Annotated in this window: 17 protein-coding genes; 9 read left to right on the top strand and 8 right to left on the bottom strand. The window is 35.1% G+C overall.

Going from position 1 to position 15,884, the window contains the following annotated elements; genetic code table 11:
* Positions 1-50 precede the first annotated feature (50 nt).
* Positions 51-908, top strand: a complete 858-nt coding sequence (locus J1905_RS02765) for an N-acetylglucosamine kinase (RefSeq protein ID WP_214225638.1) — start codon at positions 51-53, stop codon at positions 906-908.
* Positions 909-974: 66 nt separating this feature from the next.
* Here the strand turns inward: J1905_RS02765 and J1905_RS02770 are convergent, their stop codons facing one another.
* Positions 975-1,664 (bottom strand): NUDIX hydrolase, encoded by a 690-nt coding sequence (locus J1905_RS02770; RefSeq protein ID WP_173092699.1) that lies wholly within the window; start codon positions 1,662-1,664, stop codon positions 975-977.
* 371 nt (positions 1,665-2,035) lie between these two features.
* Between J1905_RS02770 and pfkA the strand changes: the two genes are divergently transcribed.
* The 3 genes from pfkA to gap are packed head-to-tail and all read left to right on the top strand — an operon-like array spanning position 2,036 to position 4,872.
* Positions 2,036-3,022 (top strand): 6-phosphofructokinase, encoded by a 987-nt coding sequence (gene pfkA / locus J1905_RS02775; protein WP_214225639.1) that lies wholly within the window; start codon positions 2,036-2,038, stop codon positions 3,020-3,022.
* A gap of 4 nt (positions 3,023-3,026) precedes the next feature.
* Complete coding sequence (locus tag J1905_RS02780) at positions 3,027-3,869, top strand: hypothetical protein (protein WP_214225640.1); 843 nt, start codon at positions 3,027-3,029, stop codon at positions 3,867-3,869.
* A 4-nt stretch (positions 3,870-3,873) separates the two neighbouring features.
* Positions 3,874-4,872: a type I glyceraldehyde-3-phosphate dehydrogenase gene (gap, locus tag J1905_RS02785; RefSeq protein WP_214225641.1), complete on the top strand. Its 999-nt coding sequence runs from the start codon at positions 3,874-3,876 to the stop codon at positions 4,870-4,872.
* Positions 4,873-5,192: 320 nt separating this feature from the next.
* Here gap and J1905_RS02790 read toward each other — a convergent pair whose 3' ends face one another.
* Entirely contained in the window at positions 5,193-5,579 is a 387-nt protein-coding gene (locus J1905_RS02790) for a hypothetical protein (RefSeq protein WP_214225642.1), read from the bottom strand.
* A 628-nt stretch (positions 5,580-6,207) separates the two neighbouring features.
* Here J1905_RS02790 and J1905_RS02795 point away from each other — a divergent pair.
* Complete coding sequence (locus J1905_RS02795) at positions 6,208-6,825, top strand: DUF2975 domain-containing protein (protein ID WP_214225644.1); 618 nt, start codon at positions 6,208-6,210, stop codon at positions 6,823-6,825.
* A gap of 2 nt (positions 6,826-6,827) precedes the next feature.
* A complete protein-coding gene (locus tag J1905_RS02800; protein ID WP_214225647.1) occupies positions 6,828-7,049 on the top strand; it encodes a helix-turn-helix domain-containing protein in 222 nt (73 codons plus the stop codon).
* Positions 7,050-7,652: 603 nt separating this feature from the next.
* On the opposite strand, the gene J1905_RS02805 is transcribed toward J1905_RS02800, so the two are convergent.
* From J1905_RS02805 to J1905_RS02830, 6 genes are all read right to left on the bottom strand, one after another.
* A complete protein-coding gene (locus J1905_RS02805; RefSeq protein ID WP_214225649.1) occupies positions 7,653-8,360 on the bottom strand; it encodes a hypothetical protein in 708 nt (235 codons plus the stop codon).
* Between the two features lie 308 nt (positions 8,361-8,668).
* Positions 8,669-9,193, bottom strand: a complete 525-nt coding sequence (locus J1905_RS02810; protein WP_214225651.1) for a hypothetical protein — start codon at positions 9,191-9,193, stop codon at positions 8,669-8,671.
* Entirely contained in the window at positions 9,190-9,699 is a 510-nt protein-coding gene (locus J1905_RS02815; RefSeq protein WP_214225652.1) for a GNAT family N-acetyltransferase, read from the bottom strand. The genes J1905_RS02810 and J1905_RS02815 overlap by 4 nt, the downstream gene beginning before the upstream one ends.
* Before the next feature lie 8 nt (positions 9,700-9,707).
* Positions 9,708-10,103 carry a hypothetical protein gene (locus J1905_RS02820; RefSeq protein WP_214225654.1) on the bottom strand — a complete coding sequence of 132 codons (396 nt, stop codon included), beginning with the start codon at positions 10,101-10,103 and terminating at the stop codon, positions 9,708-9,710.
* Between the two features lie 132 nt (positions 10,104-10,235).
* Positions 10,236-11,504 (bottom strand): hypothetical protein, encoded by a 1,269-nt coding sequence (locus tag J1905_RS02825; protein ID WP_214225656.1) that lies wholly within the window; start codon positions 11,502-11,504, stop codon positions 10,236-10,238.
* A 45-nt stretch (positions 11,505-11,549) separates the two neighbouring features.
* Positions 11,550-11,714, bottom strand: coding sequence for a hypothetical protein (locus J1905_RS02830; RefSeq protein WP_214225658.1), 165 nt, complete (start codon positions 11,712-11,714; stop codon positions 11,550-11,552).
* Positions 11,715-12,040: 326 nt separating this feature from the next.
* Between J1905_RS02830 and J1905_RS02835 the strand changes: the two genes are divergently transcribed.
* From J1905_RS02835 to dcp, 3 genes are all read left to right on the top strand, one after another.
* Positions 12,041-12,232, top strand: coding sequence for a hypothetical protein (locus J1905_RS02835; protein WP_214225660.1), 192 nt, complete (start codon positions 12,041-12,043; stop codon positions 12,230-12,232).
* A gap of 162 nt (positions 12,233-12,394) precedes the next feature.
* Complete coding sequence (locus J1905_RS02840; RefSeq protein ID WP_214225666.1) at positions 12,395-13,198, top strand: hypothetical protein; 804 nt, start codon at positions 12,395-12,397, stop codon at positions 13,196-13,198.
* Positions 13,199-13,736: 538 nt separating this feature from the next.
* Complete coding sequence (dcp, locus tag J1905_RS02845) at positions 13,737-15,881, top strand: peptidyl-dipeptidase Dcp (RefSeq protein WP_250317970.1); 2,145 nt, start codon at positions 13,737-13,739, stop codon at positions 15,879-15,881.
* Positions 15,882-15,884 lie beyond the last annotated feature (3 nt).

Raw genomic sequence — 15,884 nt, forward strand, 5'->3', positions numbered from 1 at the left:
TACAAAAGTTGTAGGATTATTTACTTTTATCCCGAAAAAATCAAATTAAGATGATAGTTATTGCAGATGGTGGTTCAACTAAAACCAATTGGTGTTTAATTAATGAGGCTGGTAGAAAAATTCATTTTAATACAGAGGGCTATAACCCGTACTTTTCGAGCACAGAGTACATAGTTGAGTCATTAAGAAAAACACTACCTGATCACTTGGAAACTGACAAGTTGAAAGAGGTAAATTATTATGGAGCGGGCTGTTCAACAGACGCCAAACGTAAAATTGTTGCTGATGCAATGAAACAGGTATTCGCAAATGCCGAGATCAACATTGGTCACGATTTATTAGCTTCATGCAGAGCTTTATTAGGTGATGAACCTGGTTTCGCTGCAATTTTAGGAACAGGAACAAACTCTTGTTTATATGATGGGAAAGACATCACTTTAAACATCGATTCACTAGGATATTTCTTAGGTGATGAAGGAAGTGGTTGTTTCATCGGAAAAAGAATTCTTTCAGATTACATGAAAGGTTATATGCCAAAAGGACTTAGAGAAAGTTTCTATGACAACTTTGCATTAACCAACGAAGATATTTTTGATCATATCTATAACAAACCATTGCCTAACCGCTTCTGCGCTGGCTTTAGTAAGTTTTTATATGATTTCAAAGACAATTATGAGGACTATACTTTCTCAACTGTTGAATATGCATTTACTGCATTCTTTGAAAACCTTGTAATTCACTATCCTAACTATAAAGAACACACATTAAACTGTGTAGGTTCTGTAGGTTATAGCTTTAGAGATATATTAAGTATTGTTGCAGATAGATATGAAATGGGTGTTGGTAAAATTATCCGCTCACCTATAGATGATCTTGTTGATTACCATTTACAGGTAGCTAACAAATAACAATCATAAATAAGCACATAAAAAAAGCTCCTAAATATTTAGGAGCTTTTTTTATGTGCTTAGAGTTTAAAAGGAGATTTCCTTTTCAAACAATTTAGCATATTTTCTCTTATCGAACTTATACAATGTGGCAGCTCTGAAAGATACGCCCTGTTGTTTTTCCTGAAGATCTCTCAATACTCCAAAACTCAACATCTTCTTTCTAAAGTTTCTTTTATCCAGCTTCTTGTTTAAGATAATTTCATACACATTTTGCAACTGCGTTAGTGTAAACTTCTCTGGTAAAAGTTCAAATGCTATCGGCTGATGTTTAATACGACGTTTGATCTTTTCAAGACCTTTATCAAAAATCTGCTGATGGTCAAATGCCAGCCTTGGCAAATCCTTTACATTAATCCAATGTGCCTGTTTAGCATAGGTGCTAATCGGTTTTACTGCTTTATCACCACCTAAACGCAACAATGCATAATAGGCTATACTCACTACCCTTCCTTGTGGATGTCGGTTAACATCACCAAAGGTGTAGTATTGTTCCATATAAATATTACTTAGTCCGGTGAGTTCGTTTAAAATTCTGGAGGCCGATTGATCTAAACTCTCAACTTCTCCAACAATATTACCCGGCAAGGCCCACCAGTCTTTAAATGGCTCTTCATTTCTTTCGATCAGAAGAATCTTCAACTCTCCCTCATCGAATCCGAATACAACACAGTCGATGGAAAAAGTGGAATCAAACTTTGGTAAGATTTCTTTCAAAATATTAAATATTAATTACGCTAATTATTCGTTATACAATACCTCTAAATACAATTAAAGGCGGTTTCATTTTTTTCATAAAGATAGATAAGAATCCCAATTTAGCAACATATGTACATTTAGCCTCTAATTTATTTTCAAACACACCATTTTTACAATAAAACGTTTAAGTAAAACAATAAATATGCATCTATTTTACTTTTTTTCCATTCCTTTGAAAGCGGGTACAAACTGCATGCTTATAGTTCTGTTTCAATATATTAAATTTTTAAATATTAAAGCAAATAAATATACTTGTCCCCAAATTACACAGAAAAATAAAAAATAATTACTTAGTGTAAAAAATACACCCTATATTCGTATAATAAATCATGAGACCAAATATCAAAAATATCGCTGTATTGACATCTGGAGGAGATGCTCCGGGAATGAACGCTTGTATTAGAGCTGTAGTAAGAACCGGAATATACAATGGTATAAATATGTTTGGAGTTTTGCAGGGATACCAGGGGTTAATAAATAACAATATTAATCCGATGGATGCAAGATCCGTAAGTAACATTATCCACCTCGGAGGAACGATATTAAAAACAGCACGTTGTCTGGAATTCAAAACTGAAGAAGGACTTGACATAGCTTTTGCAAATTTAAAGGCAAGAGACATAGATGGATTAATTGTAATCGGAGGAGATGGAACCTTTACGGGAGCTCAACGGTTTGCAAAAAAACATGGCGTAAAAGTTATAGGTATTCCTGGAACTATCGATAACGACTTATCCGGATCAGATTTCACTTTAGGATATGATACCGCGATAAACACAGTTATTGAAGCCATTGACAAGATCAGAGATACAGCCGACTCACACGACAGGTTGTTCTTTATCGAAGTAATGGGTAGAGATTCAGGATGTATCGCTTTAAGAAGTGCTATTGCCAGTGGAGCAGAAGCTGTTTTGTTGCCAGAAAGAGAAACCAGTGTTGATGAATTGGTAGCGCAACTGGAATCAGGTGCATCTACTAAAAAATCTTCGAGCATAGTTATTGTTTCTGAAGGACATAAAGATGGTGGAGCATATGACATCGCCAAAAAAGTTAAGGAAAGGTTTAACCACTATGATACAAAAGTAACTATCTTAGGCCACCTTCAACGTGGAGGCAGTCCGAGTAGTTTTGACAGGATACTAGGAAGCAGGTTAGGCTTTGCTGCAGTAAATGAAATCCTGAAAGGAAGTACCATGCAAATGGTTGGTTTACGTGGTAACGAGATACATACAACCTCAATTGAAGATGCGCTTACAAAGCACAGCTTTAAATTGGAAAGTGATTTATTGGAAATGACTAAAGTCTTATCAATATAATAAAATGATTGCAGTAGTTTATAGCGGATCAAAAACAGCATTTTGGAAAATTGCACGTGATGGTAAAACCATCGCTGAGTGTACTATGCCCGGAATTAATCCTTGTTTTAATGATCAGAAAGCAATACTGCAGTTTTTAAATAAAAAATCTACCCTAATCAATCATGCCGAAAGCATAAAGAAAATTTATGTGTTTGCTGCCGGTGCTTCTTCAGTAGAAAGAAGAAACGAATTAGCAGAAACCCTTGGTCTTTTCTTTAAGTTCAGCAAAATTACAGTTAAGGATGATTTATATGGAGCAGCAATATCTGCTTGTTACAATAATAGTGGCATTGTCGGCATTTTAGGCAGTGGCGCTAACTGTGCGTACTTTGATGGTAAAAGTCCTGAGAAAAACAACTTTGGTCTTGGATTTATCCTTGGCGATGAAGGCTCAGCAACTTACCTTGGAAAAACTCTTGTAAAGAGCTTTCTTCAGGAAAAATTACCAAAAGATTTACAAAGTGAGTTTGAGGTTAAATATAATCTGGACAGACCGCAAATACTTGAGCGAGTGTATAAAAAACCGATGGCTCAGCAGTTTTTCAGTTCTTTCTTTGATTTTTTCGTTGAACATCGCAACCATAAATACATACTAGACCTGATAGATAATGCGTTTGAAAGTTATTTCAAAACCTATTTACTACCAACTATAGAATTACACCCTGGAAAAGAAATACACTTTGTAGGTCTTGTTGCAGGAACATTTCAGGATCAGCTACGCGCTATTGCTGCAAAACATGGATTAACAATAACATCAATAACTAAAGAACCAATATATAATTTACTAAACTACTATTCAAATTAATAAGATGAGCAAAATAGGAATAAACGGCTTTGGCCGTATCGGCAGACTTGTTTTTAGAGCTGCTTTAAAAAGAGGATTAGATATCGTTGCAATCAATGACTTAGTTGATCCAGATTACATGGCTTATATGTTGAAATATGATTCTACACATGGTCGTTTTGATGGCACTATCGCTGTAGAAAATGGTAATCTTGTTGTAAACGGAAAAACTATCCGCATCACTGCAGAAAGAGATCCTGCAAACTTAAAATGGGATGAAGCTGGTGTTGAAACTGTTATCGAATCAACTGGTTTATTCTTAACTCAAGCAGATGGTGCAAAACACCTTGCTGCAGGTGCAAAAAGAGTAGTATTTTCAGCTCCGGCAAAAGACGATACCCCTACTTACGTAATGGGTGTTAATCATCATAAATTAACTGCAGATCAAACTATCGTTTCAAATGCATCTTGTACTACAAACTGCTTAGCACCAATTGCTAAAGTATTAAATGATAATTTTGGTATCGTTGAAGGTTTAATGAGTACTATTCACGCTGTAACTGCAACTCAAAAAACAGTTGATAGCCCTTCAGCTAAAGACTGGAGAGGTGGACGTGGTGGTTTCTCTAACATTATCCCTTCATCAACAGGTGCTGCTAAAGCTGTAGGCTTGGTACTTCCTGAATTAAAAGGTAAATTAACTGGTATGTCTTTCCGCGTTCCTGTAGCCGACGTTTCTGTTGTCGATCTTACTGTACGTTTGGAAAAACCAGCTACTTACGAAGACGTAAAAAAAGCCATGAAAGCTGCCTCTGAAGGTGAGTTAAAAGGCGTATTAGCATATACTGAAGACGAAGTAGTTTCTACTGACTTTATCGGCGATGAGCATGCTTCAATTTTTGATGCAAAAGCTGGTATTTCATTGAATGATAACTTCGTTAAAGTGGTTTCTTGGTATGATAACGAATGGGGCTATTCTAATGCATTAGCTAAATTCGTAGAGTACTACGGAAACTTAAAGTAAAACCCGTTCATACAGGTTTATATTTGGTTAGAAAAGGGATGTGCGTGGATGCGACATCCCTTTCTTTGTTTCTATCAAATTTGTTATGCATCCCCTGATTAGAATTAAGCACTTAGTTAAATCCAGACCATGTACATTGTTTTAATCCGGTTAATCCCTAAGAACCTATTTGATCAATTTATTACTTGATTACTGATCTTACCGTTTTTGCATTCAACCGTTTACAACCTTGGTATCTTTAAGATGTGGTAATTCTCTTATTACTGTCCAATATTATTCCCTAACATCATCATCAATTTTAACAGAAACGCACTATTTCATTAGCTTTCTTTAAATTGGGAGTTATATGCTTTTACGTGATGAGGAAACTCTTCTTCAAAGAATGGATAAGCCACGCCTTCCAATGTAATTTCAAATTCATCGCCATCCACTCCGCTTATTTGATTTCCTAAGCCTTTAATTTCAACCCCATGTTCGTTTCTAACTACTAGGTTTTTAATTGTTCGAGTTGATATTAATTTGTCTTCCGGATAGTAATATGCCAATTCGTTTTCAAGACAGTATTTTCTAAAAAAGTCATACCCTGAAACAATATTAATAAAATGAATTTGTCCAAATATAACGCCCATTGGTACGTCTGCTTTTTCAAGTTCAGTAGTTCCTATTATTTTGTCATCAAGGAATATGTCATACCATTTTGTTATCATTAGCTGCGTGTTAACTCAATAATTTCGATTTCTTAATGCAGTGACAATGATGAAGGTAAATAACAATACAACATGTGCTGACGTTGCGACCAAAAGCATTAATCCTAAACCTAAACTACCTCCACCTGCATCTAAATATGTAAGGGCATAACCCCACCCAATAATGTTATAAATAGCTATCATAACAATATTCGTAATAATTATTTGCTTCAAGAACCTCTTATACTTTGACCCCCAGCTAATTAAAAGAATTGCAAGAAGAAGCATTGTAATTAGCACTATCATTATTCCCACTTGAGTTTGAGAGACTAATATCCATATTTTTTAATAAAACTTTTATTTAAGAGGTAGGTTTATCTTTTGGACATTACCCCTTTTAAGGTAAAAGTATCCTTTGATAATTGTTAGCTTCATCCTTTAAACAGACAGGAACGATTGTTCATGTTCTACCCACTCTTTTGGTGGTAGAATAAATTTGCAATCAAATAGAGTATTCCAATAGCGCTTGAATTACTCGCAAAATAAATGATTAAAGATGACAGCACGCACAACAACCCTAAACAAACAATAAATATTTATTGCTTATCAATAAATATTTATTATTATTGCATGTAAATATAAGCGCATTATGAAAACACTTGGGAACAAATCTTTATCAACAGTTATTGCAATAACTCTTAATGTAGTTTGGTGGATCGAATGGGCGGTTGCAGCCGGTTTCCTAATATTATTGGCAGTTGCCGGACATATTAGAGGTGGGTATGTTTTGCAACTTCCAGTCACCTTCTCTGAAACCACGATAAGTACAGTTCGCTCTATAAGCAGTAATTTCCCTGGTGGTCATATAAATGCTACTGATGGCATCTTATCCTTACAAATTCAGGCTAATAGTCCAAACATAATACTGCTATTGTTTGGGTATGGGCTTATTTTTGCTTCTATCAATATCATTACTTATCAATTAAAGATTATTTTCTCAAACTTCAAGAAGAACTTGCCATTTAATGAATTAAACATCAATAGAATTAGGAATATAGCCATAGTATTAATTGCCTATTCCGTAGTTCAATGGTTATATGTAGTTCTAGTGAATGTAATTTTAAGTTCCAATTTGAAATGGGGGCATATGGATCTCACCTATAATTTTAGTGTAAGCTATGCTCTAATGGGGCTCATGCTGATCATTGTTGCAGAGATATTTAAAATAGGGCTTTCTCTTGAAGAGGAAAAGCAATTAACTATATAATCATGGGGATTGTAATTAACCTAGATGTAATGATGGCAAAAAGAAAGATGTCATTAAATGCATTATCTGAGCAAGTAGGCATAACTTTATCCAATTTATCAATATTAAAACAGGGAAAGGCTAAAGCTATACGTCTAAGTACACTTGAAGTTATCTGTAAAGCCTTAGAATGTCAACCAGGTGATATAATTGTATATGAACCGGATGAGGACAATTTAGTATAAATACTTTGGTTAACCTTTTCTATCTCTACATAACTAAAGAAGGTGACATCCCGTTCTTTGTTTCTATCCAGCCTTACAATCTATGTATTTCTTTTATTAATGAGGGAGCAACAACTCAGAAAATGATTTCAATTGCGGCTGATAAACACCAGCATATTGCTACGACAGTAAGTATTCTTAAGATCCCATTTGACTTTTTTGAATCAATATTGAATACTTTATTTTCTCCACTTCCCTCCTTTTCTATTCTTAGTATACTGAAAAGAAAAAAATAATTTAGCCCCCCAACTATTAAACTAATTAACCACACTAATCCTTTATTTTGTGGAAGTGATATAGCATCATTCGAAAAGACATTTATTACGAGTAGCACATTTGTTGTAATAAGAAAAAAAACACCAAGAGTGAGCAAAGATGCCAATATGTGGGTCAGAGAATTATAGCCGTCTCTCTTAACAAAGAAATTAAACAGAGTTTGATATATAAGTTCAATAGTCGTTTTAATCATTTTCTCAATGGTCTTCGTGTATATTCCAACTACCTCAAATGAGTTTAAGCCACAACTTTTGTGAGTGAGGATGGACTGGAAATTCTATTAATGGATTAATCATATATGATCCTAGCTGAGTCAAATCTTCGATCGTAATTGAACACATCATAAATTAAACGGGCAAGTAGGATTTTGATCTCCAATGCATCTTTAAACTGATCAAAATGATAGTGGTATACCCATTGCTCTTCTTCAAGAATGAATCCCAAAGCACTAATCTCTTTGCCATCCCCAAAAACCCTTCCATAATCATAGTAAGCATCTTCATCATATAACAATGTAATTTCAATGATGTGGTCTTTTAATGTAAATCTGGCGAATATATCTGGTCTGGATTTAAAATACAGATTAAAACCATTAAGAACCCCTTTAACCAAATCAAACAGCGCATTGTCAATCTCCTGACTATCGTATATTGGACTAATAGCAATCTGCTGCCATTCCGTGATTTTGTTTTCACCTTCGCGAAGCCTGTCTGCAAAATGGTCTGCTCCCAATAGATCGAAATATTTTTTATATTCTTCACTGGTCAACATCTTGCTGATATTTTTCGCTATGCTTTTTTCTTCTGAAATGAGCCTGTAAAATGGATTTTGTATGCCTTTAAGGATATCGAGCGTTTTATTGATTTTTCTTAACGCTTTATTATGATAATGAGCATAAATATAGTCTCCTTCCTCAACATATCCGGAAATCAGTTTTTCAAGCTCTGCTTTCTCAATTTCATAGGCTTCAATTAATTCTTCGAGATCTGATTTCATATAAAGCTATATATAGTAAACAAATAAGACTCGTTCCTTAAAACAGTCGCAGTACATCGATGATTAAAAGAAGTAATCCTCCAAAAATAAAGTAGTTTGAATATTTTTTCCCAGAACTCCATCCATCATTGTTCGTTGAATACTTTGTCATAAAACCAAGAAATATTAAACAAGCAGAAGATATTAAACCTATCATAATTTAGCAGCAATTAACTTTAAAATCAATATCGTTACATTTCCTGAAGAATGGAAATTTCCAAATTCAATCTGTGTACTTTCCTTAGGAACAATGCAATAGAATTACTGAATTAAGCAATTCCATTTACCTGAAAGTCAAAGTAGATTTTTTCTGATAGATTTATTTTTAAGTTGAAATAACATTTCCCTCCATCATAAACAACAATCTTCTTCGTTTTCCAATCATCGTTATCACTAATTGCGCAAAGACAATTTATCCAAACTTCCTTTTGTCCTTTTTTATTAACTAACACAATGTATTGTCTTTTATATCTTTTTAAATCAATGGTGTAATCACTTAAATCATAAGTGAACTTGGGATCTTCCAATTTCCTTTTCTTAAATCTTACCTCAGTTTTGTCATTAACAACTTTAACTGATTCTTTTACCAAAGAATCAGTTATTATGAGTTCTTCCCCTGTTAATTTAATTTCTTCCTTAGAGTTTTTATTTGGTAAAATAGCAATATACTGCTTCCCATCTGTTGTGTCAACTGACACCTCCCTATCGGGAACTTGAACATTCATTTGCTGGCTTTTTTGTCCACAGGACAATAAGCCAAATACAATTAATAGTATTGATAGAATTACTTTCATAAACCTACTGTTTTACTTCTTCTTTCCATCAACACAGTATCTCGCCAAACCCCGTCCATCTTACCTATCTTTTCCCTATAGCCAATTTTTCTAAACCCAAATTTCTCATGTAATGCAATACTGCCAAGATTTTCAGGAAAAATGCCTGATTGAAGTGTCCAAATACCCTTTGCCTCACTCTCAGTAATCAGTCGCTCTAGTAGCACATTTCCAACCCCCATTCCTCTATAATCCTCATGAACATAAACGCTTACTTCCATTACGCCAGCATACACAGCCCTTGAAGAAACCGGACTAAGTGCTGCCCAACCTGTTATGATCTCATTTATTGTTGCTACGAACCGGAGACCTTCTGAGTGGCTCTTGTTCCATTCCTCCCATGTTGGGGCCTCTGTCTGAAATGTAGCCTTTTTTGTAGAAAATCCTTGTACATATATAACCACTACTGATGGCCAGTTAACAGGCAGCATCTCCTCTACTACTATGTTTAGTTTGTTTTCGTTCATTTTAATACTCAAGATTTGAACATCGGTAATCCAACTGCCAGAAATATAAGAATAGGTGCAACAACCATTATAAATCCTGTATAAGTAAGATAACTCCACCTGACTATAGGTGTCAATGTATTAAAGTCTTCAATCTTTTCAGCCGCACTTTTTCTATGGTGAACTTTTCTAAAATGAAAGGATATTAATGAGATTACTAACAACAAAGCGAAACCAAAGACCATATATAAGTTTACATCTAAATAGTTTATTGCTATAAACAGCCATAATATAATGATTATACCAATTGATGCATTGACCAACCTTAATCCTGAAAGTTCATTAAAAAAGCGTCCCCATATCTTTCTTTGAAGGTATAGCGCAGAGTTTTCCAAATTCGAATAAAAAGCGTTTATTGATTTCAATGTTTTATATCTGGTATATCAAATATAATGGATATTTATTCTCAATGAATAGTTAATGATTTATTAACCATTATTTCAATGAGGATATTGAGTACATTGTAAACAACCAAGTTCTAAACAATATGAAAACCATCAATATTGTTCAGGATTCAATAGCTCTTGAAAATTTGGTGTATCAAACACGAATTCAGGTTCTATATGATTAGGACTATAATTAGTGACAAGTGGAAAACGACTTGCCCGTTCTATGGTTACCATAAGTGCATGCGAACCCTTTCCAAAATAGTCTTCAAACACAGCTATTCCCCGTGACTTGTGGATTAAATTAATCTGAAATGAGCGCGTTTTGCCCTTGTAGTCAGTGGTGCTAACTTGATAAACATTTTTGCCCTTTAGCTGCACATCATTCATCAAACGTACACTTCTTTCCATTTCTTGCACGATCATAGTACTGTCGTTTAGAGATATTCTCCGTTGAGGCCCACTGGAGGGAGAATAGACATAAAATCGCCCTTTGTACACATGAAGCTGTACCCAGTTACGAGGCAGATCACCAAAGCTAATGTTTTTATTGGGCGTTTTTCTGTATTGCAGAAGCTCCTTAATACTTTGCAAATAACTCTTGTCTGTGCGTGTATAATCGAGATTAGTAAGCTCAGTAAAATATGGTGACTTCTCTCCGTCTTTATCCACATATACCGCATGTCCTTCCGCATTTGGTTTTCTCAGAAAAATAGTGTCACGTTGCTCCTTTTCGTTTTTTAATTGAATATCCCGTCTAATCTGACTGTACATGGGTGTGACCATACTAAAGAACGTCTTGAGAATAGCATCATAGTGGCGGTAAACAGGTTCATCTGGATATTCTTTCATAGGATCCTCTGGTGGCCCAAATCGGAATGACCTAGTTTTTCCATCCATTTTATAACTGAGAAGGTATGGAGATAAGAACCCTTTCTTATAAATCTCATTCTGGTTGGGAAGTGTAGTAATCTGATGTGAGAGCAATAACTTTACAACTGAATCCAAATTAATATCTTCAAGCTGAAACTTTTTGAAGTTGTATCTCTCCCATTTACCCTTATACTTGATCACAGAATCTTTCTCATACATCGGAAAGGTTTCCGTCTGTTTATGATAGAAATACCCCTCATATTTTCCATCCTTACGTGATATTACATTAATTATCCTGTCATTCCACTTGGCAAATATGTCAAGTCTGATCTCAAGATCATTAGCCGATTTGCTAATGCTTTTAAGTTCTCGATGGCTGGAGCTATTCCATTCAAAATCGGGGCACTCACAGTCCAGCGTAATTTCTTCAAATGAAAACCGTTTTTCCTGAGCGTGACAAAGATTTAAAGAGAGCAAGATAGCCAGAAGGAGAGCAACGCTAAACATCTGATATTTCATCATTCTAATTTAATAAAATTCTCTAGATTTCGCTTATTGAATTGGAATGTTCGCGCCTAAAGCGTCTATCTTCTCTTCACAAAGAGATCTAACAATCTCCTGCATTTTAGCAACCTTATTTATCAGCTCTTTCAATTCTTCTTCCGCAATAACATAATCCATTTTATACCGGGAATCGACATAACCTCTTCTGAGCACATCAAAAGGATTAAATTCGCACTTATCTGATATAGGAGTTTTAGAGCTAAATTGGAAACCGTTCTTTTCATATTCATCCGCAATCCAATTGCTTCTTGCATAACTACCAAACAGAATAACTTTCTCAGAATTTGCTTCTTTTTTATAATTTGTAAAATTTCAACAATTTCCTTTTGCTGGATTTCGGGAAGATGTGTAAGTGAAGTTTTCATCTACTAACTTAATCAAACTTGAAAAAGTAAACCAAACCAATTTTTCCAGTATAGTAAAGTATCTTAGAAATAACATTATTGATTACTTACATTACATTTGAAAGTTTACAAAACATGAAAAATAAAAAGGCGCTTTTAATCTCTACAACTTTAATCATGCTACCTCTTATTGGTTTTAGTTTTATTCAAATGATAAAATCATTTCAATCAGACAAAAGTATTCTTGCGGCAGCGGGATTTCTGTGTTCCATCGGAGCATGGTTTCTTGTAATTAAGGCTTTCACTCCAAAGAAAGAAATAAGATAACTGATATTTTTAACGCTATTGATATCTTTTTCAAAACATCATCAGATTAAATTTAACATAAAAAATATTTTATTCATATCAATGTTACCAAGTTATATTTGGATATTTAATGTCAGAATTTAACTTTGTTTTAACCAAATATTCCTTTTATCTCAAAATTTTATGAAAAGTATTTTTTACGCCCTATTAGCATCCGTTGTTTTCACTGCTTGCCAAGGCAACAAAGAAAACGCTGCGACTTACACTCCTAGAGTATTAACCGCTACAGAAAAGTTTAACTACAACCCTGAAACCAGAGGTGATACCTTGGCTCTTATTAGCGCAGTAGGCGATAATAAAGAGGCGACGGAATTATTTAATGTAAAATACATGGATACGGTTATTCAAATCCAAACAAACCCTGATGATAAAGCCTCTGCAAATGGTAAATTTTCTTCGGCAGAATATGTAAACACTCAAAGAACTACTTTGTTAGTGCAAATTGCTGACAACTCAGGCCTTCAGGCTCCAGTTTATCTAATTTCAATTAAAGATAAAAAACCAGAAGTAATTAGCCTTTACAGAGCATCTAAAGGTGCAGAAGATAAAAAATACACCAAAGGCATCACTAAAGTTGGAAGAGATGGATATGTTGTTAACAACGACTTCTTTGTTACCAATGTTAATGCTAAAGTTTTCTTAATCAAAAGACAGAATGAAGATGAAAGAATTCAGGGTGATTTTATGTTAAAATCTCCTGATAAACAAACACTTGCATTTTTATGTGCTAAGTCATTTTTTCAGGTTCATTATCCTACGGGAAAAACATACAATCAACCTTTAAAAACCATTCCTACAGCAACTGGTAATGAATTATTTACCTGGGTAACGGAAAACTTTAAATGGGATAGAACTAAAGATGGCATCTCGTTCTTAATTCCTAATGACAGTGATAGAATTGTTGATTTAAAAGAATTTAAAAAGTAATCATTACACGTTTTTACACAAGAAGCGCCTGTGTCATTGATACAGGCGCTTCTTTTTTTACCCCCCTTTTCTGAAAACCTCTCGCTCATTACCATTCTAAAGTCATATAAAACGTCCAAAACTACTTATTGCGTAGAATTACGTCGAATAGTACCGCAAAGCGCACCAGACGCAGCTGTCCATTTATATTTTTCCTATATTTAATTATTCAAATCGATAGAATTTTGGACTAAATTAAATTGATACTGCTACTTAACTAAATTCTTATTGTTTTAGTTTTGAATCAGAAAAATATTGCTTTTGCGACCTAAAATATAGTCGTCCCTCGCATCACCTATAAACGTACCTTGTTCGTACCTCGTTCGACCACAGTCGAACAAAGGGCGAACAAGGTACGTTGAAAAGCCGACCAATCTTAAGGACCAAAAAAAAATTAAAAAAGGAAAAAACTACCCGATTTGAACACTTTAACAGATATCAAATGCGCTTAAATCAATAATGATTTTACGTACATTAGATCAACAAATAAAAAAACTGCATGAAAACATCTTTAAAGGTTCCTTTGGTTGCGATGCTTGCAATTCTCACCTCTTGTCAAAATAACGGCAAAAAATCTACAGCTAACGACGCAGCTTTATCTCCATCCAATCCTTTTCTTAGTCAAAGCAAATTACCTTACCAGGCTCCAGATTTTAATCAGATAAAAGATACCGATTTTAGGCCTGCATTTGAAGAAGGAATGAAAATTCATTTAGAAGAAATTCTTAAAATCGCAAACAATACCGAGGCACCAACATTCAAAAACACGCTTGTGGCAATGGAGAAATCAGGCGAAATGCTGACAAGAGTGAACAGGATATTTGGCCTGCTCACCGGTGCAAATACAAACGATGACCTGCAGAAATTACAAGAAGAGATTGCACCTAAACTTGCGGCTCATCAAGATGCTATCCTACTAAACTCTGCCTTATTTAAAAGAATAGAGTCAATTTATAATACAAGAGATCAATTAAAATTAGATCCGGAATCGAAACGTTTAATAGAATATCAATACCAGACATTTGTTTTAGCTGGCGCAAAGCTTTCAGATGCGGATAAAACAAATCTTAAAAAGCTGAATGGTCAGGAAGCATCTTTAAGTGCAAAATTCTCAAATCAGCTTCTTGCAGCTGCCAAAGCCGGTGCTTTAGTAGTTAATGATAAATCGGAACTTGCAGGACTATCAGAAGGCGAACTTGCCGCTGCTGCCCAGACCGCAAAAGCAAACAAGCTAGAGGGTAAATGGATGTTGCCTTTGCAAAACACTACTCAGCAGCCTTCTTTACAAATGCTTTCAAACCGTACTACCCGACAAAAACTATTTGATGCATCATGGAATCGCGCAGAACGTAATGATGCAAATGATACCAGAAAAGCAATTGTTGAAATAGCAAAAATCCGTGCAGAGAAAGCCAAACTTATGGGCTTCCCTAATTATGCAACGTGGAAATTGCAGGATCAAATGGCTAAAACTCCGGCAGCAGTAGAAACCTTTTTCGATAAACTCGTGCCATCTGCAACTGCAAAAGCTAAGATTGAAGCAGCTGATATCCAAGCGGTAATTGATCAACAAAAGGGTGGTTTTAAAGTGGAAGCATACGACTGGAATTATTATGCAGAACGGGTTCGCAAAGCAAAATACGACCTGGATGAAAATCAGATCAAGCCTTATTTCGAGCTAAACAAAGTGCTTATAAATGGCGTATTTTATGCAGCTACCCAACTTTATGGAATAACTTTTAAAGAACGCACAGATCTTCCGGTATATCATAAAGACGTTAAAGTGTATGAGCTATTTGATAAAGACAAAACTACCATAGGCTTATTTTACTGCGATTATTTTAAACGCGACAATAAATCTGGCGGTGCCTGGATGGACAACATGGTCGGCCAATCTAAATTATTAGGTACGAAACCAGTAATTTTTAATGTTTGTAACTTTACTAAACCTGCAGACGGTGAACCGGCATTAATCAGCTTTGATGATGTAACTACTATGTTCCATGAATTTGGTCATGCGCTACATGGTTTCTTTGCTAGTCAACAGTATCCAACTTTATCGGGCACCAATGTAGCTCGTGATTTTGTTGAATTCCCTTCACAGTTTAATGAGCATTGGGCACTAAACCCTATGGTATTTAAAAATTACGCGGTTCATTATAAAACTGGCGAGCCTATGCCGCAAGCATTGGTTGATAAAATCAAAAAAGCAGGTACATTTAACCAAGGCTATGCGTTAACTGAAGTCCTTGCCGCAGCGGCACTTGATATGCAATGGCATAAGCTATCTGCCACAGATCCACTACAGGATGCTGACAAATTCGAAATTTCTGCGTTGCAAAAAACACACCTTGATTTATCTTACGTGCCTTCCCGCTATCGCTCCAGCTACTTTTTGCACATATGGGGAAATGGCTATGCAGCAGGATACTATGCTTACCTATGGACGGAAATGCTAGATCATGATGCTTTCTCCTGGTTCGAAGAAAATGGTGGCTTAACCTTAGCTAATGGACAGCGCTTTCGTGATATGATTCTTTCGAGAGGTAATACAGAAGAGTATGGCAAAATGTTTAGAGATTTCCGTGGTCATGATCCAAATATTGCTGCAATGCAAAAATATAGGGGCTTAATTACCAAGTAACAG

This window comes from Pedobacter sp. B4-66 (assembly GCF_018492665.1).
Taxonomy (GTDB): Bacteria; Bacteroidota; Bacteroidia; order Sphingobacteriales; family Sphingobacteriaceae; genus Pedobacter.

Coding starts and splice junctions, on each gene's coding strand:
- dcp (WP_250317970.1), top strand. CDS start 13,737: ATGAAAACATCTTTAAAGGTTCCTTTGGTTGCGATGCTTGCAATTCTC.
- J1905_RS02765 (WP_214225638.1), top strand. CDS start 51: ATGATAGTTATTGCAGATGGTGGTTCAACTAAAACCAATTGGTGTTTA.
- J1905_RS02795 (WP_214225644.1), top strand. CDS start 6,208: ATGAAAACACTTGGGAACAAATCTTTATCAACAGTTATTGCAATAACT.
- pfkA (WP_214225639.1), top strand. CDS start 2,036: ATGAGACCAAATATCAAAAATATCGCTGTATTGACATCTGGAGGAGAT.
- J1905_RS02810 (WP_214225651.1), bottom strand. CDS start 9,193: ATGAAAGTAATTCTATCAATACTATTAATTGTATTTGGCTTATTGTCC.
- J1905_RS02840 (WP_214225666.1), top strand. CDS start 12,395: ATGAAAAGTATTTTTTACGCCCTATTAGCATCCGTTGTTTTCACTGCT.
- J1905_RS02815 (WP_214225652.1), bottom strand. CDS start 9,699: ATGAACGAAAACAAACTAAACATAGTAGTAGAGGAGATGCTGCCTGTT.
- J1905_RS02825 (WP_214225656.1), bottom strand. CDS start 11,504: ATGTTTAGCGTTGCTCTCCTTCTGGCTATCTTGCTCTCTTTAAATCTT.
- J1905_RS02780 (WP_214225640.1), top strand. CDS start 3,027: ATGATTGCAGTAGTTTATAGCGGATCAAAAACAGCATTTTGGAAAATT.
- J1905_RS02805 (WP_214225649.1), bottom strand. CDS start 8,360: ATGAAATCAGATCTCGAAGAATTAATTGAAGCCTATGAAATTGAGAAA.
- J1905_RS02800 (WP_214225647.1), top strand. CDS start 6,828: ATGGGGATTGTAATTAACCTAGATGTAATGATGGCAAAAAGAAAGATG.
- gap (WP_214225641.1), top strand. CDS start 3,874: ATGAGCAAAATAGGAATAAACGGCTTTGGCCGTATCGGCAGACTTGTT.
- J1905_RS02835 (WP_214225660.1), top strand. CDS start 12,041: ATGAAAAATAAAAAGGCGCTTTTAATCTCTACAACTTTAATCATGCTA.
- J1905_RS02790 (WP_214225642.1), bottom strand. CDS start 5,579: ATGATAACAAAATGGTATGACATATTCCTTGATGACAAAATAATAGGA.